At 73.2% G+C, this 15,181-nt stretch carries 14 protein-coding genes and 1 pseudogene; 12 read left to right on the top strand and 3 right to left on the bottom strand.

The genetic code is table 11. From position 1 onward, the window contains the following. The first annotated feature begins 67 nt into the window (after window positions 1-67). Window positions 68-2,500, top strand: coding sequence for a right-handed parallel beta-helix repeat-containing protein (locus BLW14_RS29005; RefSeq protein ID WP_093710078.1), 2,433 nt, complete (start codon window positions 68-70; stop codon window positions 2,498-2,500). Here the strand turns inward: BLW14_RS29005 and BLW14_RS29000 are convergent. Continuing rightward, window positions 2,473-4,841, bottom strand: a pseudogene (locus tag BLW14_RS29000) (hypothetical protein); the annotation flags it as partial. The gene BLW14_RS29005 and the pseudogene BLW14_RS29000 sit on opposite strands and share 28 nt — an antisense overlap. 182 nt (window positions 4,842-5,023) lie before the next feature. Between BLW14_RS29000 and BLW14_RS28995 the strand changes: the two are divergent. Both BLW14_RS28995 and BLW14_RS28990 read left to right on the top strand, forming a co-directional pair. Beyond that, the gene (locus tag BLW14_RS28995) at window positions 5,024-5,857 is read left to right on the top strand and encodes a DeoR/GlpR family DNA-binding transcription regulator (RefSeq protein WP_093710077.1); all 834 of its coding nucleotides are present in this window, start codon (window positions 5,024-5,026) and stop codon (window positions 5,855-5,857) included. 48 nt (window positions 5,858-5,905) lie between these two features. Then, complete coding sequence (locus BLW14_RS28990) at window positions 5,906-6,358, top strand: SRPBCC family protein (RefSeq protein ID WP_093710076.1); 453 nt, start codon at window positions 5,906-5,908, stop codon at window positions 6,356-6,358. A gap of 4 nt (window positions 6,359-6,362) precedes the next feature. Here the strand turns inward: BLW14_RS28990 and BLW14_RS28985 are convergent, their stop codons facing one another. After that, window positions 6,363-7,499, bottom strand: coding sequence for an L-cysteine desulfhydrase Cds1 (locus BLW14_RS28985; protein ID WP_093710075.1), 1,137 nt, complete (start codon window positions 7,497-7,499; stop codon window positions 6,363-6,365). Between the two features lie 227 nt (window positions 7,500-7,726). On the opposite strand from BLW14_RS28985, the gene BLW14_RS28980 reads away from it, so the two are divergent. The 6 genes from BLW14_RS28980 (at window position 7,727) to BLW14_RS28955 (ending at window position 11,361) form a co-directional block, all read left to right on the top strand. Further along, complete coding sequence (locus BLW14_RS28980) at window positions 7,727-8,068, top strand: hypothetical protein (protein ID WP_093710074.1); 342 nt, start codon at window positions 7,727-7,729, stop codon at window positions 8,066-8,068. A gap of 186 nt (window positions 8,069-8,254) precedes the next feature. After that, window positions 8,255-8,773, top strand: coding sequence for an ATP-binding protein (locus BLW14_RS28975; RefSeq protein WP_256332904.1), 519 nt, complete (start codon window positions 8,255-8,257; stop codon window positions 8,771-8,773). A gap of 114 nt (window positions 8,774-8,887) precedes the next feature. Beyond that, the gene (locus BLW14_RS28970; protein ID WP_256332903.1) at window positions 8,888-9,448 is read left to right on the top strand and encodes a TetR/AcrR family transcriptional regulator; all 561 of its coding nucleotides are present in this window, start codon (window positions 8,888-8,890) and stop codon (window positions 9,446-9,448) included. A 29-nt stretch (window positions 9,449-9,477) separates the two neighbouring features. Further along, entirely contained in the window at window positions 9,478-9,876 is a 399-nt protein-coding gene (locus BLW14_RS28965; protein ID WP_093710071.1) for a (R)-mandelonitrile lyase, read from the top strand. Window positions 9,877-9,886: 10 nt separating this feature from the next. Continuing rightward, window positions 9,887-10,468, top strand: a complete 582-nt coding sequence (locus BLW14_RS28960) for a DUF4865 family protein (protein ID WP_093710070.1) — start codon at window positions 9,887-9,889, stop codon at window positions 10,466-10,468. Beyond that, window positions 10,462-11,361 (top strand): phosphotriesterase family protein, encoded by a 900-nt coding sequence (locus BLW14_RS28955; RefSeq protein ID WP_093710069.1) that lies wholly within the window; start codon window positions 10,462-10,464, stop codon window positions 11,359-11,361. Before BLW14_RS28960 ends, BLW14_RS28955 begins: the two co-directional genes overlap by 7 nt. A 6-nt stretch (window positions 11,362-11,367) precedes the next feature. Here the strand turns inward: BLW14_RS28955 and BLW14_RS28950 are convergent, their stop codons facing one another. Beyond that, window positions 11,368-12,582 carry an ROK family protein gene (locus tag BLW14_RS28950; protein WP_018520977.1) on the bottom strand — a complete coding sequence of 405 codons (1,215 nt, stop codon included), beginning with the start codon at window positions 12,580-12,582 and terminating at the stop codon, window positions 11,368-11,370. 144 nt (window positions 12,583-12,726) lie between these two features. On the opposite strand from BLW14_RS28950, the gene BLW14_RS28945 reads away from it, so the two are divergent. The 3 genes from BLW14_RS28945 (at window position 12,727) to BLW14_RS28935 (ending at window position 15,177) form a co-directional block, all read left to right on the top strand. Next, the gene (locus tag BLW14_RS28945) at window positions 12,727-13,950 is read left to right on the top strand and encodes an MFS transporter (RefSeq protein ID WP_177154130.1); all 1,224 of its coding nucleotides are present in this window, start codon (window positions 12,727-12,729) and stop codon (window positions 13,948-13,950) included. A 79-nt stretch (window positions 13,951-14,029) separates the two neighbouring features. Then, window positions 14,030-14,401, top strand: a complete 372-nt coding sequence (locus BLW14_RS28940; protein WP_093710067.1) for an SCO4225 family membrane protein — start codon at window positions 14,030-14,032, stop codon at window positions 14,399-14,401. Window positions 14,402-14,421: 20 nt separating this feature from the next. Next, window positions 14,422-15,177 carry a maleylpyruvate isomerase family mycothiol-dependent enzyme gene (locus tag BLW14_RS28935; protein ID WP_093710066.1) on the top strand — a complete coding sequence of 252 codons (756 nt, stop codon included), beginning with the start codon at window positions 14,422-14,424 and terminating at the stop codon, window positions 15,175-15,177. The last annotated feature ends 4 nt before the right edge of the window (window positions 15,178-15,181 follow it).

Genomic DNA, 15,181 nt, shown 5'->3' with positions numbered 1-15,181 from the left:
CTGGTCGCTGCCGCGAGGCCGGTGACACGGGCACCACACACGCACGAGGCGGGGGCACGACAGCGCCATGGCACAGGGCACGGTCCAGGTGACGCACACCGGCACATCGCGGTGGCGGCGCCGCACGGGCGAATACGCCTCCCTCACCGCGGCGCTCGAAGCGGCGGCGGACGGTGATGTGCTCACCGTCGCGCCCGGCACCTACCGGGAGAACCTGGTCATCGCCCGCGCGGTGACGCTGCGCGGCCCCGAGGGCTCCGTCGGCTCCGTGCGCATCGCCCCCGCCGACGGGGTGCCGCTGACGCTGCGCGCCTCCGCGATCGTCCAGGACCTCCATGTGGAGGGCCAGGACTCGGCGGCCCCGGCCGTGCTCATCGAGGAGGGCGCCCCGGAGATAGCGGACGTGCGGGTCGTGACCCGGTCCGCCGCGGGCGTCGAGGTGCGGGGCGCTGCCCGGCCCACCGTGCGCCGGTGCACCGTGGACAACCCGGCCGGCGTCGGCATCGCCGTACTCGACGGCGCGGGCGGCGTGTTCGAGGAGTGCGAGATCGTCTCGGCCGGCCAGTCCGGGGTCGCCGTGCGGGACGGCGGTCGTCCCCGGCTGGAACGCTGCCGGGTGCACCACGCCTCGGGCGCGGGCCTGTCGGTCACCGGCGAGGGCAGCGGCCTGGAGGCGCTGGGCTGCGAGGTGTACGAGATCAAGGGCAGCGGGATTCAGGTGACGGCCCGCGGCGCCGCCCACCTCACCGACTGCACCGTGCACCGCACCTCGGCCGACGGCGTCACGCTGGATACCGACGCGGTGCTGACACTGGCCGACTGCGACATCCACGACATCCCGGAGAACGCGGTGGACCTGCGTTCGCGCGCGGTGCTGACGCTGACCCGCTCGACGGTGCGCCGCTTCGGCCGCAACGGCCTCTCCGTGTGGGACCCGGGCACCCGGGTCGACGCCAACCAGTGCGAGATCCACGACAGCACGGGAGACTACCCGGCGGTCTGGGTCAGCGACGGGGCGACGGTGATACTGGACTCCTGCCGGGTCCACGACGTGCCGGACGCGCTGTTCGTCCTCGACCGGGGCTCCCGCGCCGACGTCGTGGACAGCGATCTCTCCCAGGTCCGCAACACCGCGGTGTCGGTCAGCGACGGGGCGACCGCGCAACTCGACGACTGCCGCATCCGGGAGGCGTCGACCGGTGCCTGGTTCCGGGACCACGGGAGCGGCGGCACGCTGAACAACTGCACGGTGGACGCGGTGCAGACGGGCGTGATCGTCACCAAGGGCGCCGACCCGGTGATCGAACGGTGCACGGTGACCTCGCCCGCCGAGGCCGGGTTCTACGTGTCGGCCGAGGGCCGCGGGACGTTCAACGGCTGCCGGGTGACGGGCAGCGAGGGGTACGGCTTCCATGTGATGGAGGGCTGCCGGACGACGCTGGCCCGGTGCCGCACCGAGCGGTGTGCCCGCGGCGGTTACGAGTTCCCCGAGGGCACGGGCCACGGGAGCGGCGCGGGAAGCGGGCCGGTCGCGGAGGACTGCACGAGCGACGAGAGCGGGCTGCGCACCGCCACTCCCCCGCCGGCCACCGTCCTGACGGCCGCGCAGTCCTCGCCCGGGCTGCTCGGATCGGTCCCCGCTCCGCGCCCCGTGGAGGCGGCGGCGCCGGCTCCACCGGCCGAGCCCGCGCGCACCTCCGGGGAGGTGCTGGGCGAGCTGGACGCGCTGGTCGGCCTGGACAGCGTCAAGCGCGAGGTGCGGGCTCTCACGGACATGATCGAGGTGGGGCGCAGGCGCCGGGAGGCGGGCCTCAAGGCCGCGTCGGTCCGCCGCCATCTCGTCTTCACCGGCTCCCCGGGCACCGGCAAGACCACGGTGGCGCGGCTGTACGGCGAGATCCTGGCCGCGCTCGGTGCGCTGGAGCGGGGCCATCTCGTCGAGGTGTCCCGGGTCGACCTGGTCGGTGAGCACATCGGCTCGACCGCCATCCGTACGCAGGAGGCGTTCGACCGGGCGCGCGGCGGGGTGCTGTTCGTCGACGAGGCGTACGCGCTGTCGCCGGAGGACTCCGGCCGGGACTTCGGCCGGGAGGCGATCGACACCCTGGTGAAGCTGATGGAGGACCACCGGGACGCGGTGGTCGTCATCGTCGCCGGGTACACGCGGGAGATGGAGCGGTTCCTGACCGTCAACCCCGGTGTGGCGTCCCGGTTCTCGCGGACCATCACGTTCAGCGACTACGACCCTGCCGAGCTCCTGCGGATCGTCGAGCAGCAGTCCCAGGAGCAGGAGTACAGCCTGGCGTCGGGCACCGGGGAGGCGCTGCTGAAGTACTTCACCGAGCTGCCCAAGGGCCCGGCCTTCGGCAACGGGCGCACCGCCCGCCAGACCTTCGAGTCGATGGTCGAGCGGCACGCCGGCCGGGTCGCCCAGCTCGCCGATCCGAGCACGGACGATCTCACTCTGCTGTACCCGGAGGACCTCCCGGAACTGCCCTGAGGTCCTCGCCGACCGGGTCCGCCTGCTGGGGCAGGACGGGGTCGAGCCGTTCCAGGAGGGCGGCGCGTTCCTCGGCGAAGACGGGGTCGGCCTGGTAGTCGGAGTGGCCGAGCACCGGTTCGGGCAGCGGGTGTTCGGGGGTCCGCCCGTAGACCAGCGGGTCCCTGAGCGGGCCACGGTCGACCTCGGGACCGGATCCCTCACCGAGCCGGATCTCGCCGCCGATGGGGTCGGTGGCCCGCCACAGATTGCGCCAGCAGTGCACGGAGCGGTGCAGCCCGTGGAGCTGCCCGGGCCCGAAGTAGGCCGGGAACCACCGGCCGTAGAGTCGTTCGATCGGTGATCCGTAGGTGAGCAGCGCGACCCGGGAGCGGGTGCGGGCGGGCAGCTGCCAGACCGCGGAGGCGGCCAGGACGCTGCCCTGCGAGTGACCGGAGATGACGAGGCGGCCCCGGGTGCGGCCGGTCCATCCGGACATGCGGGACGCCAGGTCGGGCACGGCCCGTTCCGCGTAGCAGGGCGGGGCGAAGGGGTGGGCGGCGCGCGGCCAGAACGTACCGACGTCCCACAGGATGCCGATCGTGCGGCGGGCGGAGGCGTCGCGGTAGGCGCGTCTGCCGCAGGCGACGAAGACGAGGAATCCGAAGCCGATCAGCCAGGAGCCAGTGGACTGTGCCGCTTCGGCCACCAATTCGAGGAACGGGCCGCTGTCGTCCAGCGCGAGCCCGGGGACCTCGCCGGTGGCCCACGATCCGACCACCGCCGCCGCACCCAGGAACAGGGTGGCGCCGGAGACGAGCCCAAGCATGCCGGGCGCCGAGTCCGTGAGCGCGGCCGTGGCCCGGATGCGGGCGATCCGCTTGGTCCGTGACGGGTCGGGGAAGGGCTCGCCGTACTCCGCGTCGACCACGGACTCCAGCCGACGGGAGGCCAGCCAGGTCCGCAGGCCGAGCCAGGCGCCCGGGACCAGGAGCAGCAGCAGGAGGACGGGGATGACGGACGCCTGCCAGCTGAGCAGGACCGGCGGTCCCTCTATGAAGGCGCTGCGCCCCATGCCGGGGCTGCCGGGTCCGTCGAGCCAGTCGGCGACGCGCTGGGCGACGCCGCCGGTCATCACGCCTCCGAGCGCGCAGGCGAGCATCGCGACCGCCGGTCCGCCGAGGCCGCGCAGGACGGTGCGCGGCTCGGGGCAGCGCCGGTACAGGTGGAGCGAGATCGCCGCGAGGAGGACCACCAGGATGCCCTCGGCGACGCTGACCGCCCGGAACAGCGTGACGTCACCGGGGAGCCGTCCGGAGGAGGTCCAGCCGGGGCGCGACCAAGCGGCGTGGACGGCGGCGAGGACGAGGAGCGCCAGCGCGGCGCCGGGCAGCCAGGTGATGACGGCCCGGTCGAGCCGGTTGTCGAGGCGCCGTTCGCTGCGGCCCCGGCGGCAGACGACCCAGAGCACGACGACCAGCCCGACGACGAGCGCGCCCTCGATGAGCCGGCCGAGGACCGGCGAGACCGGTCCGGCGACGGCACGGTCGTGGCGGGCGGCGGCCTCGGTGACGGCCGCGGCCACGGTGAGGAAGCCGGCGGCGGTGTGGGCGGCTCGCAGCCGTGCGACGAGGCGGCGCCCGTACCAGAAGCCGGGCCGGCCGAGCGCGGGGCGCACGGGGTCGGGGGCGGGTGCCTCGCCCGGCTCGTCGTCGTCCGCGTCCACGGCCCCGGTCAGCGGCCGTTGGGACTCGTAGGCGCTCCAGGTGCGGTTGGACAGGAACCAGAGCAGCCCGACCAGCGCGGCCGGCACCACGGCGGCCAGCGCGAGACGGCGGCCGGGCTGGGACCACCAGCCGCCCTGCTCCGCGGAGAGGAAGCCCAGCCACGAACGCCGTCCCGAGCAGACCGGCACGCCCGCGCACTGCCAGGCGGTGAGGTCGAGCGCCACCTCGCAGGCGGCGGCGGTCAGCAGCACGGTGAGGCTGAGGGCGACGAGCCGCACGAGGACGCCGTAGAGCCGGATGGCGCGGGGGCGCCGCCTGGCGGTGGGGCGCATCCAGTGGGCGAGGTTGATCACCATGAACGGGAGCAGCAGCAGCCACAGCGCGCGCGATCCGTTGCCGGAGGTGAGGTTGGACCAGCAGTACGCCTCGGCGACGGGCTTCTCGCGGTACCGCTCGGGGTGCTGTTCGGCGTCGACGTCCACGGAGCGCCGGTAGATGGCGGCGGTGGCGTCGCCGGTGACGCGGACCGTGCTCGGGTCGACGAGCATGTCCTGGGGGGTGGTCCCGCCCACCCCGTGGACCAGTAATTCCAGCGCGGGCCCGGTGCTGCGCTGGGCAGGGGTGGGAGGGGGCACGTGGGTCTCGCTCTCGCAGGGGGAAGGCGGCTGATGCCCGGTCACCGCGATCGCGGACGGGCGCCGATGGCAGCATCGTTCCTATCGAATCTCCCCCGGGCGACGGTAGGCGACACCGCGTGGCAGGATGACTCCGTCGATACGGACTCCTGTACGGCCAGAGGGAAGGGCGGGGCCCGGCGTTGAGCGAGAATCAGAATCTGCTCGCAGAGCAGCGGCGTGCGCTGATCCTCGACGAGGTGCGCCGGCGCGGCGGGGTGCGGGTCAACGAGCTGACCCGGAAGCTGAACGTCTCCGACATGACCGTGCGCCGCGATCTGGACGCGCTGGCCCGGCAGGGCGTGATCGAGAAGGTGCACGGCGGTGCCGTGCCGGTGGTCGAGGCGAGCACGCACGAGCCCGGTTTCGAGGCCAAGTCGACGCTGGAGCTCACCGCCAAGGAGGACATCGCCCGCGCCGCCGCCGCGATGGCCGTGCCCGGCAGCGCAATCGCCCTGTCCGGGGGCACCACGACGTATGCGCTGGCCCAGCATCTGCTCGATGTTCCGGACCTGACGGTCGTGACGAACTCGGTGCGGGTCGCGGACGTGTTCCACGCGGCGCAGCGGCCCGGCGCGCCGGGCGGCCGTCCGGGGGCGGCGACGGTCGTCCTCACCGGTGGGGTGCGTACGCCGTCCGACTCGCTGGTCGGCCCGGTCGCGGACCGGGCCATCGCGGCGCTCCACTTCGACGTGCTGTTCCTCGGGGTCCACGGGATCTCGGTGGAGGCGGGTCTTTCCACGCCGAACCTCGCGGAGGCGGAGACGAACCGGCGGTTCGTGCAGTCGGCGCGCCGGGTGGTGGTGGTCGCCGACCACACCAAGTGGGGCACGGTCGGTCTCAGCTCGTTCGCCGCGCTGGACGAGGTGAGCACGCTCGTGACGGACGCCGGTCTGCCGGCGGGGGCGCGGGCGGAGATCGAGGAGCATCTCCCGGGGCTGCTGGTGGCCGGCAACGACGAGTCCGCCGAGGGCTGAGGATTCCGCTCCGATCGCGGCGGGTCCGTCACCCCCTAGGATCGTGGTGTGGCCGTCTTCCGGATCGAGCGCTTCACGCCGTTGCCCGCCGCCGAGTCCTGGCGCCGGGTGACGGACTGGGAACGGCATGCCGCGCATGTGCCGCTGACGACGATCACGGTGCCGACGGGGCTGCCGACCCGGGTCGGGACGGTCTTCGTGGCCCGCACCGGAATGGGTCCGCTGGCGTTCGACGACCCGATGGAAGTGGTCCGCTGGTCGCCGCCCGCCGGGAGCCGCGCGGGCATGTGCCGGCTGGAGAAGCGCGGCCGGGTGGTGCGGGGCCGGGCGTCGATCGACGTGTATCCGAACCGGGCCGGGTCCCATGTGGTCTGGGTGGAGGAGTTGGGCGTGCGGCTGCTGCCGCGCTGGGCCGACCCGGTGCTGGCCGGTGCGGGGAAGCGGGTCTTCGGCCGGGTGCTCGACGCCCTGCTGGACCGGCCCGCACGCGGGTACGGCTGAGGGTTCAGCCCTCCGGCCAGTTGCCGGTCACCAGGAAGTGGTCGATGGTCCGGGTGTACGGGGCGATGTCGAGGCCCTGCGCGGCAAGCCAGGAGTCGGAGTAGTACTTGTCGAGGTAGCGGTCCCCCGGGTCGCAGATCAGGGTGACTACGCTGCCACGGGCGCCCTGGGCGACCATTTCGGCGATCAGCTTGAAGGCGCTCCACAGTCCGGTGCCGGTGGAGCCGCCGGCCTTGCGCCCGATGGCCCGTTCCAGGGCGCGGACGGCCGCGACGCTCGCCGCGTCCGGGACCTTCATCATCCGGTCGATGGCCCCGGGCACGAAGCTCGGTTCCATGCGCGGCCGGCCGATGCCCTCGATGCGGGAGCCGCAGTCGCTGCTTGCGTGCGGGTCGTGGTGGGTCCAGCCGTCGAAGAAGCAGGAGTTCTCCGGGTCGGGCACGCAGATCCTGGTGTCGTGCTGCATGTAGTGCACGTAGCGCGCGATGGTCGCGGAGGTGCCGCCGGTGCCGGCGGTGGCGACGATCCAGGTGGGCTCCGGGTACCGTTCGAGCCTCAGCTGCTGGTAGACGGACTCGGCGATGTTGTTGTTGCCCCGCCAGTCGGTGGCCCGCTCGGCGTACGTGAACTGGTCCATGTAGTGGCCGCCGGTCTCCGCTGCGAGCCGGGCCGATTCCTCGTACATCCGGCGCGAGTCGTCGACGAAATGACAGCGCCCACCGTGGAATTCGATGAGGCGGCACTTCTCCGGGCTCGTGGTGCGGGGCATCACGGCGATGAACGGCACCCCGATCAGCTTGGCGAAGTACGCCTCCGAGACGGCGGTCGAACCGCTCGACGCCTCGATGACCGGCTTGCCGGGCCGGATCCAGCCGTTGCAGAGCCCGTACAGGAACAGCGAGCGCGCCAGCCGGTGTTTGAGGCTGCCGGTGGGGTGCGTCGACTCGTCCTTGAGGTAGAGGTCGATGCCCCAGCTCTCGGGCAGCGGGAAGAGCAGCAAGTGGGTGTCGGCCGAGCGGTTGGCGTCGGCCTGGACCTTGCGGACGGCCTCCTTGAGCCAGGCGCGGTAGGCCGGGTCGGATCGGTCGATGTCGACGGTCGCCGCGGCTGCGCCGCCGTGCCCGTGCTCACTGGTGTCCATCTGCGCGCTTCCCCTCGTACGACCGGCCTCGTCGGTGCCCACGATAGGCCCCCCACCTGCACAAACGTTGACTTTGATGGTCCATAGGGCTGCCTTGGCGTCGCGGCCGGACCCCGGTGCCCCCGCACGGCCCGAATGCGCCGTTTACGTACCGTCCCGCTCTGGTGCGGACGCCCGGGGATGGGCACACTTCGACTCAGAGGCAGGACGAAGGGGGCGAAGGGACCATGTCCGAAACGGAGTTCAGCACCGCGGGCGTGACGGAGTTCAGCGCGACGGGCGTACGCATCGACCGGTGGGCGCGCTCGGTCACCAGGGCGGGGCAGGTGACCGTCAAGGACGGCCGGGTGGCCCTCCTGACGAGTTACGGGCGGGAGATCGACAGCGCGCCGGTGGATACGGTGAGCGCGGGCAGACCCTGGTTCGCGGGGGCGGACGCCACGGTGGCGTGGGTCAACGGGACGCGGTACCGGCTGACGATGCGGCCGCCGGACGGCAAACCCGGTGACACGGCGCCCTCGCACAGCTTCCTGCAGGCGTTGTACAACGCGGGAGGGCGGCGGACCTGAGAGCGGCGCGGCGGGCGGCACCGCGAGTTGCGGAGCCGTATGCCCTGAGCGACATTGGAGTCGCGTCACTCATGGTGTACCGGCGGTGACACTGTGATCCAGGCCGCCGGCCCGGACTCAGCAGCGAGCCATGTGCTGGATCCGTCCCTTCGTCTTCTTCCGGACCTATTTCGGGGAGTCGCAGCCGTGATCAGCGAGCCAAGCAGGCACTGCACGGTGGAGCTCCAGGCCCTGCCGTCGCGGATCGGTCAGGTCCGCAGAATCATCTCGGCGCAACTGCGCTACTGGCATCTCGATCCTCTGATCGACCAGACAGCGCTGGGCGTCACGGAGCTCCTCACCAACGTGCACCGGCACGCACAGCCGGACAAGTCATGCACCGTCGAGATCGAGCTGCTGCTCGAACGGCTCACGGTGTCCGTCCACGACCACGACCCACGGCTGCCGACCGTGCGCGAGGCCGACGACTCCAGCACCTCGGGGCGCGGGCTCGCACTGATCGCCGCGGTCAGCGAGAGCTGGGGCGTCCGCCCCCGCGGCGACTCCGGGAAGGTCGTGTGGTTCACGCTCCCCGCACCCGACCGGACCGTCCGGCCGTCGACCCTCGTGTACGGGGCGACGACCGACGGGCCGTTCGACCTGAGCGGCCTGAAGCACCTGGAGGGTTCACCGCCGTCGACGGCACGGTCGGCCGCCGTGGGCTGAGAGCACAGGAGCGGGGCATCCCACGGGGGATGCCCCGCTTCCGTGTCGCACTGCGGTCGACCTCTCCGCGAAAACCACCCCCATTCTGTACCTACTAGTATGTACACTCTCTGCATGAGCACTCAGGACCGTCTGATCGAGGCCACCAGGGAGCTCCTCTGGGAGCGCGGTTACGTGGGCACGAGCCCCAAGGCCATCCAGCAGCACGCCGAGGTGGGCCAGGGCAGCATGTACCACCACTTCACCGGCAAGCCGGACCTGGCGCTTACCGCCATCCGCCGCACCGCCGACGAGATGCGGGAGGCCGCGGGCCGGGTGCTCGACGCGCCCGGGTCGGCGTACGAGCGGATCTCCGCCTACCTCCTGCGCGAGCGCGACGTCCTGCGCGGCTGCCCCGTGGGGCGGCTGACCATGGACCCGGAGATCATCGCGAACGACGAGCTGCGGGAGCCGGTGGACGAGACCATCACCTGGCTGCGCGGCCGGCTCGCCGCGATCGTCCGGGAGGGCGTCGACGCGGGCGAGTTCCCTCCCGGCCTGGTGCCCGAGGACGTCGCGGCGTCGATCGTCGCGACGGTACAGGGCGGCTATGTACTGGCTCGCGCCGCAGGATCGGCCGACGCCTTCGACGCGGGCGTCCGCGGCCTGCTCGCCCTGCTCACCCCGAACGCCTGACCCGCCCGCCCCTCCAGGAGCAGCCGCAGATGCACATCACCAGGAACCGCCCCGACACCCAGCAGGGCCCGTCCGCGCACTTCAACGGCGCCGTCTGGCTCGACGAGATCGCCGCCCCCGAACCGCCCTCCCGGCTGCGGATGTTCAGCGTGCACTTCGCGCCCGGGGGCCACACATCGTGGCACACCCATCCGCACGGCCAGGTCCTGCACGTCACCGAGGGCGACGGCCTGGTGCAGCGCAGGGGCGGCCCGGTCGAGACGATCCGGGCGGGCGACACCGTGTGGATCGAGCCGGACGAGTGGCACTGGCACGGGGCATCGCCGCGCACGTTCATGACCCATCTCGCGGTCGTCGAGGCCGCCGAGGACGGCAGCACCATCCGCTGGCACACCGACGCCCGCGTCGCCGACTATCCGGCATCCTGAGGAGCCTTCGATGCACGCCATGCAGTACGAGATCACCCTGCCCGCCGACTACGACATGGACGTCATCCGCCACCGCGTGGCGACCAGGGGCCATCTCCTGGACGACTTCCCCGGGCTCGGGATCAAGGCGTATCTGATGCGGGAGCGGGGCGAGGACTCCCCGGTCAACCAGTACGCGCCGTTCTACCTGTGGACCCGGCCCGAAGGCATGAACGCCTTCCTCTGGGGCGCCGGATTCCAGGGCATGGTCCAGGACTTCGGCCGCCCCGTGGTCCAGCACTGGACCGGACTCTCGTACCAGAGGGGCCCGGCGTCGGGCGCGCTCCCCCGCACGGCCACCCGCCACCGCTCGGCCGTGCCGCAGTCGGTCGCCCCGGCGGACGCGGTGGAGGCCGCGGTGGAGGAGAGCCGGCGGCTCGCGAAGACCGCCGGCGCGGTCGCCACGGCCCTGGCCGCCGATCCCCGCCACTGGGAACTCCTCCACTTCACGCTCTGGGACGGCCCCGCCCCGGAGGCGCCCGGCGAGCGCTACCAGGTGCTGCACCTCAGCAGCTCCGAGCAGGACCAGCTCGGGGAGGGACAGCAGTGGTAGCGCTGGTCCGCACCGTCCTCGGAGACATCCCGCCCGCTGAGCTGGGAGTCTGCGACGCGCACGACCACCTCTTCCTCCGCAGCCCCGTACTGCCGGGCCAGGAGCTGGACGACGCCGGTTCGACGGCCGAGCGGCTGCGCGCCTTCCACGCGCTGGGCGGCCGGGCGGTGGTGCAGTGGACGCCGCACGGCATGGGCCGCGGGGCCGGCGCGCTGGCGGAGCTGTCCCGCAGCACGGGCACGCATGTGGTGGCCGCGACCGGGCTGCACCAGGCGGTGCACTACCCGCCGGAACTGCTCAACCGGATCAGGGACGACCTCGCCGCGCTGTTCGTCGCGGAGCTGACCGAGGGCATCGGCACAACGGGGGTACGGGCCGGGCTGATCAAGGTGGCCGGCGCCTTCCACACGCTCGACGCCCACGCCCGGCTCACCATGACCGCGGCGGCCGAGGCCCATCACCGCACCGGTGCGCCGATCGCCGTCCACCTGGAGCTGGGCACGGCCGCGCTCGACGTCCTGGAGCTGCTGTGCGGGGAGTCGGGCGTCCCGCCGCACCGGGTGATCCTGGGCCATCTCGGCCGCTCCCCGGACGGGGCGGTGCAGCGGGAGGCGGCTCGGGCGGGGGCCTTCCTGGCGTTCGACGGGCCCTCGCGGGCCAACCACGCGACGGACTGGCGGCTGCCGGACGAGCTGGCGGAGCTGGCCGGGGCCGGGCTCGCCGGGCAGTTGCTGCTGGGCGGTGACACGACGGTGCCGGAGACCCCCGGCATGCCGTACCTGCTGCGCCGGCTGCGTCCCCGGCTGGAGGAGGTACTGGGCGCCGAGGCCGTGGAAGCGATGCTGGTAGCCAACGCGGCCCGGGCGTTCGCCTTCGAGGCGCCGGGGGTCTGAGCCCGCTCAGGCCAGCGCCCCCAGCGGGTCGTCCAGGACCGGCTGCCAGGCCAGTTCCGCCGCCCCGACCAGGCTGTTGTGGTCGAGGGTGCACGGCAGGATCGGCACGCTCCCGCTGCGCCCCCAGAGGCTGCGGTCGGCCACCACCGCCCGCAGCCGTTCGGGGTCGGCGTCGAGCAGGGCGCGGTGCAGCCCGCCGAGGATGATCCGGTCCGGGTTGAGGATGTTGACGAGTCCGGCGAGCCCGAGGCCCAGACGGTCGATCAGCTCCTCGGCCGCGGTGCGCACCGCCGGGTCCTCGTACTCGTTGCGCAGCAGGTCACCGGACTGCTTGAGCAGGGACTCCTCGGGGCCCGGGGTGCGTCCGGCGGCGGTGAGGAAGGCCAGCGGGTCGGTCTCGACGTCCAGGCAGCCGCGGCCCCCGCAGTGGCAGGGGCGGCCCTCCGGGTTGACGGTGAGGTGGCCGACCTCCAGGGCGAGGCCCGAACTCCCGGTGTGCAGGCGGCCGTCGAGGACGAGCGCGCCGCCGACGCCGCGGTGTCCGGTGGCGACGCACAGCAGGTGCTGCGCCTCGCGCCCGGCGCCGTGCCGGTGTTCGGCGAGCGCGGCCAGGTTGACGTCGTTCCCGGTGAACGCCGGTCCCTCGATGCCCGCTTCGCGTACGCAGGTGGCGAAGATCTCGCGGACCTGGGCACCGGCGGGCCAGGCGATGTGCAGCGGGTTGAGGGCGGTGCCCTCGGGCTCGGCGACCGCCGACGGCACCGCCAGGCCGGCCCCGACGCACCGCAGTCCACTGTCCCGCAGCAGCCGCGCGCAGTCGTCGACGACCTCGCCGATGACCTGGGCGGGGTCGGCGGTGATGGTGGTACAGCCGGGCGCGGTCGCGACGAGCCGGCCGCCGAGGCCGACGAGCGCGGCGCGGAAGCCGTCCGCGTGCACCTGGGCGGCGACGGCCACGGGGCCGGACTCCCGTACGGCCAGCCGGTGCGAGGGCCGCCCCTGCGAACCCGCGGCCGAACCGGGGCTGGAGTCGACCCGGATGAGGCCGAGTGCCTCCAGCTCGGCTGCGACCGCGCCTGCCGTCGCCCGGGTGACCCCCAGCTCGGAGGTGAGGACGGCACGCGTGGGCGCGCGTCCGGTGTGGACCAGTTCCAGGGCGGGTCCGAGCGCGCTGCGGCCCCTCTCCAACTTCGTCCGGGTGGTGGTCACCTTGCCGTTCATGGGGGCGAGTCTCCCATGATCCGGAGGTGCGTTTGACGCCGTGGTGGCCGACTTGCCCCGGGTGTGCGCCTGCGGGCCTCGCGCTCCGGGCCGGGCGGGGCATCCGTCTTGCGTCGGCCGTCCGGCCGCCCCTATGCTGAGTTTGTGCCGCAACTAAACAAACTGCGGACGGCACTCCCCGGGGGACCTGGCGGCAACACCGCCGCGCTCCCGCCGGCCCGTCTCCGTACCGCGCTGACCGTGTTCTTCGCCCTCGACGGTTTCCTCTTCGCCGGCTGGGTGGTCCGCATCCCGGCCATCAAGCACCAGACCGGCGCCTCGGCCTCCACCCTCGGCCTCGCACTCCTCGGCGTCTCCGCCGGTGCCGTGATCACCATGATGCTCACCGGCCGGCTCTGCCACCGGTTCGGCAGCCACGCGGTGACCGTGGTCTGCGGTGTCCTCCTCTCCCTCAGCATCGCGCTGCCCGCCCAGACGCACTCGGCGCTGTCACTGGGGCTCGTGCTCCTGGTCTTCGGTGCCGCGTACGGCGGGATGAACGTGGCGATGAACAGCGCGGCGGTGGACCTGGTCGCCGCGCTGCGCCGCCCCGTGATGCCCGGCTTCCACGCCGCGTTCAGCCTCGGCGGGATGATCGGCGCGGGCCTCGGCGGGCTCGTCGCGGGCGGCCTGTCACCCGCTCTGCACCTCTTCTTCCTGACCGGAATCGGACTGGTCGTCACCGCCCTCGCGGGCCCGGAACTTCTGCGGCACCCCGCGCCCAGGGCGCCGGAGCAGGCGGACGCCCCGTCCGCCGGCAAGCCCGCCCGGCCGCTCGACGGGCGGGCGCGCAAGGTGGTGCTGCTGTTCGGCGTGATCGCGCTCTGCACCGCGTACGGCGAAGGCGCACTGGCGGACTGGGGCGCCCTGCACCTGGAGCAGGACCTGCACGCACGGCCCGGGATCGCAGCAGCCGGATACTCGCTGTTCGCGCTGGCGATGACGGCCGGCCGGCTCAGCGGCACCCTTCTCCTCGAACGGCTCGGCCAGACCCGCACCCTGGTGGCGGGCGGCGCCACGGCCGCCGCCGGAATGATCCTGGGCTCGCTGGCACCGACGGCCTGGCTGGCGCTGCTCGGCTTCGCGGTGACCGGGCTCGGGCTCGCCAACATCTTCCCGGTGGCGGTCGGCCGGGCGGGCGAGCTGGCCGGCCCCGGCGGAGTCGCCGCGGCCTCGACGCTCGGGTACGGGGGCATGCTGCTCGGGCCGCCCGCGATCGGCTTCCTGGCCGACTGGTTCTCGCTGCCGGTGGCCCTGACCACCGTGGCGGTGCTGGCCGGCGCGGCGGCGGCGCTGGGGTACGGCGCCCGCAAGGCAGCGCACAACTGAGCGAATGAGTAGCGGTACTCAGGCAGGAACGATTCCCCGCGCGCACGATGGAGACACAGCCATCGACGGGGAGCACACCATGAACATGCCGGTCATCAACCAGCCGACGATCCGCACGCTCGCGCGGCTCACCTTCGGTAACGCCGCGTCGCTGATCTACCTGGGCGCGGTCGTCGCGGCCGCCGTGTTCGTCACCGTGGATACCCTGCTGGTCACCCACGAGGACGCCTCGCTCGCCGGGGTCTGGCTGTTCCTGCTGGCGGCGCCGACCGTCTTCCTGTTCCTGCTCGGCGGCTCGATGGCGGGGGCCGAGTCCTTCGGTCCGGCCTGGTTCATGTACCTGGCGCTGACGGTGTCCGTGCTGGTGCAGTCGCTGGCGCTGGGCTGGTTCGTACGGTTCGTACTCGGCGGTGCCCGCCGGACCCGTGCGGCCCACCCCCAGGGCGCCTGACCGGCTGGCACAATCCGGGCATGAAGATCACGGAACACATAGAGACCCTGGCCGCCGAGGGCCGCCTCCTCGCGGACGCGGCCGACGCGGCCGGGGCCGGGGCGCCGGTGCCCACCTGTCCGGACTGGCGGGTGCGCGATCTGCTCAGGCACACCGCGATGGTGCACGCCTGGGCCGCCGCCCTCGTACGCGAGGGTCACACCTCGTACGTCCCAGACGCCGGGGAGTCGGAGCTGGACGGCCCGGAGCTGGTCGCCCACTTCCGCGAGGGACACCGGCACCTGGTGGAAGTACTGGCGAACGCGCCGCTCGACGTGGAGTGCTGGTCGTTCCTCCCCGCCTCGTCGCCGCTCGCCTTCTGGGCGCGCCGCCAGGCGCACGAGACGACGATCCACCGGGTGGACGCCGAGTCCGCGCGCGGCGGCGCTCTCTCCCCCGTCGCACCCGACCACGCGCTGGACGGCATCGACGAACTGCTGCGGGGGATGCACGCCCGCCCCAAGAGCCGGGTGCGCACCGGGACCCCGCGCATGCTGCGGGTCCGGGCGACGGACACGGACACCGTGTGGACCGTACGGCTGTCGGCCGAGCCGCCGTCGGCGGTGCGGGAGGAGGGGCCGGTCGCAGAGGCCGCCGTGGACTGCGAGCTGAGAGCTCCGGCCGAGACCCTCTACCTCACCCTGTGGAACCGGCTGCCGCTCACGGCCCTGACGGTGGCGGGCGACGAGGATCTGGCCCGGCTGTGGCGCGACAACTCGTCGATCACCTGGTCGTGACGGC

The organism is Streptomyces sp. 2131.1 (assembly GCF_900105515.1).
Classification (GTDB): domain Bacteria; phylum Actinomycetota; class Actinomycetes; order Streptomycetales; family Streptomycetaceae; genus Streptomyces; species Streptomyces drozdowiczii.
Note: the sequence above shows the minus strand (reverse complement) of the source record. Positions and strands in the feature narration are given on the sequence as shown.

Bases quoted from the DNA above. Each gene is read 5' to 3' on its own strand.
- BLW14_RS29005 (WP_093710078.1), top strand. From the start codon at position 68: ATGGCACAGGGCACGGTCCAGGTGACGCACACCGGCACATCGCGGTGG.
- BLW14_RS28985 (WP_093710075.1), bottom strand. From the start codon at position 7,499: ATGGACACCAGTGAGCACGGGCACGGCGGCGCAGCCGCGGCGACCGTC.
- BLW14_RS28980 (WP_093710074.1), top strand. From the start codon at position 7,727: ATGTCCGAAACGGAGTTCAGCACCGCGGGCGTGACGGAGTTCAGCGCG.
- BLW14_RS28970 (WP_256332903.1), top strand. From the start codon at position 8,888: ATGAGCACTCAGGACCGTCTGATCGAGGCCACCAGGGAGCTCCTCTGG.
- BLW14_RS28965 (WP_093710071.1), top strand. From the start codon at position 9,478: ATGCACATCACCAGGAACCGCCCCGACACCCAGCAGGGCCCGTCCGCG.
- BLW14_RS28960 (WP_093710070.1), top strand. From the start codon at position 9,887: ATGCACGCCATGCAGTACGAGATCACCCTGCCCGCCGACTACGACATG.
- BLW14_RS28950 (WP_018520977.1), bottom strand. From the start codon at position 12,582: ATGAACGGCAAGGTGACCACCACCCGGACGAAGTTGGAGAGGGGCCGC.
- BLW14_RS28940 (WP_093710067.1), top strand. From the start codon at position 14,030: ATGAACATGCCGGTCATCAACCAGCCGACGATCCGCACGCTCGCGCGG.
- BLW14_RS28935 (WP_093710066.1), top strand. From the start codon at position 14,422: ATGAAGATCACGGAACACATAGAGACCCTGGCCGCCGAGGGCCGCCTC.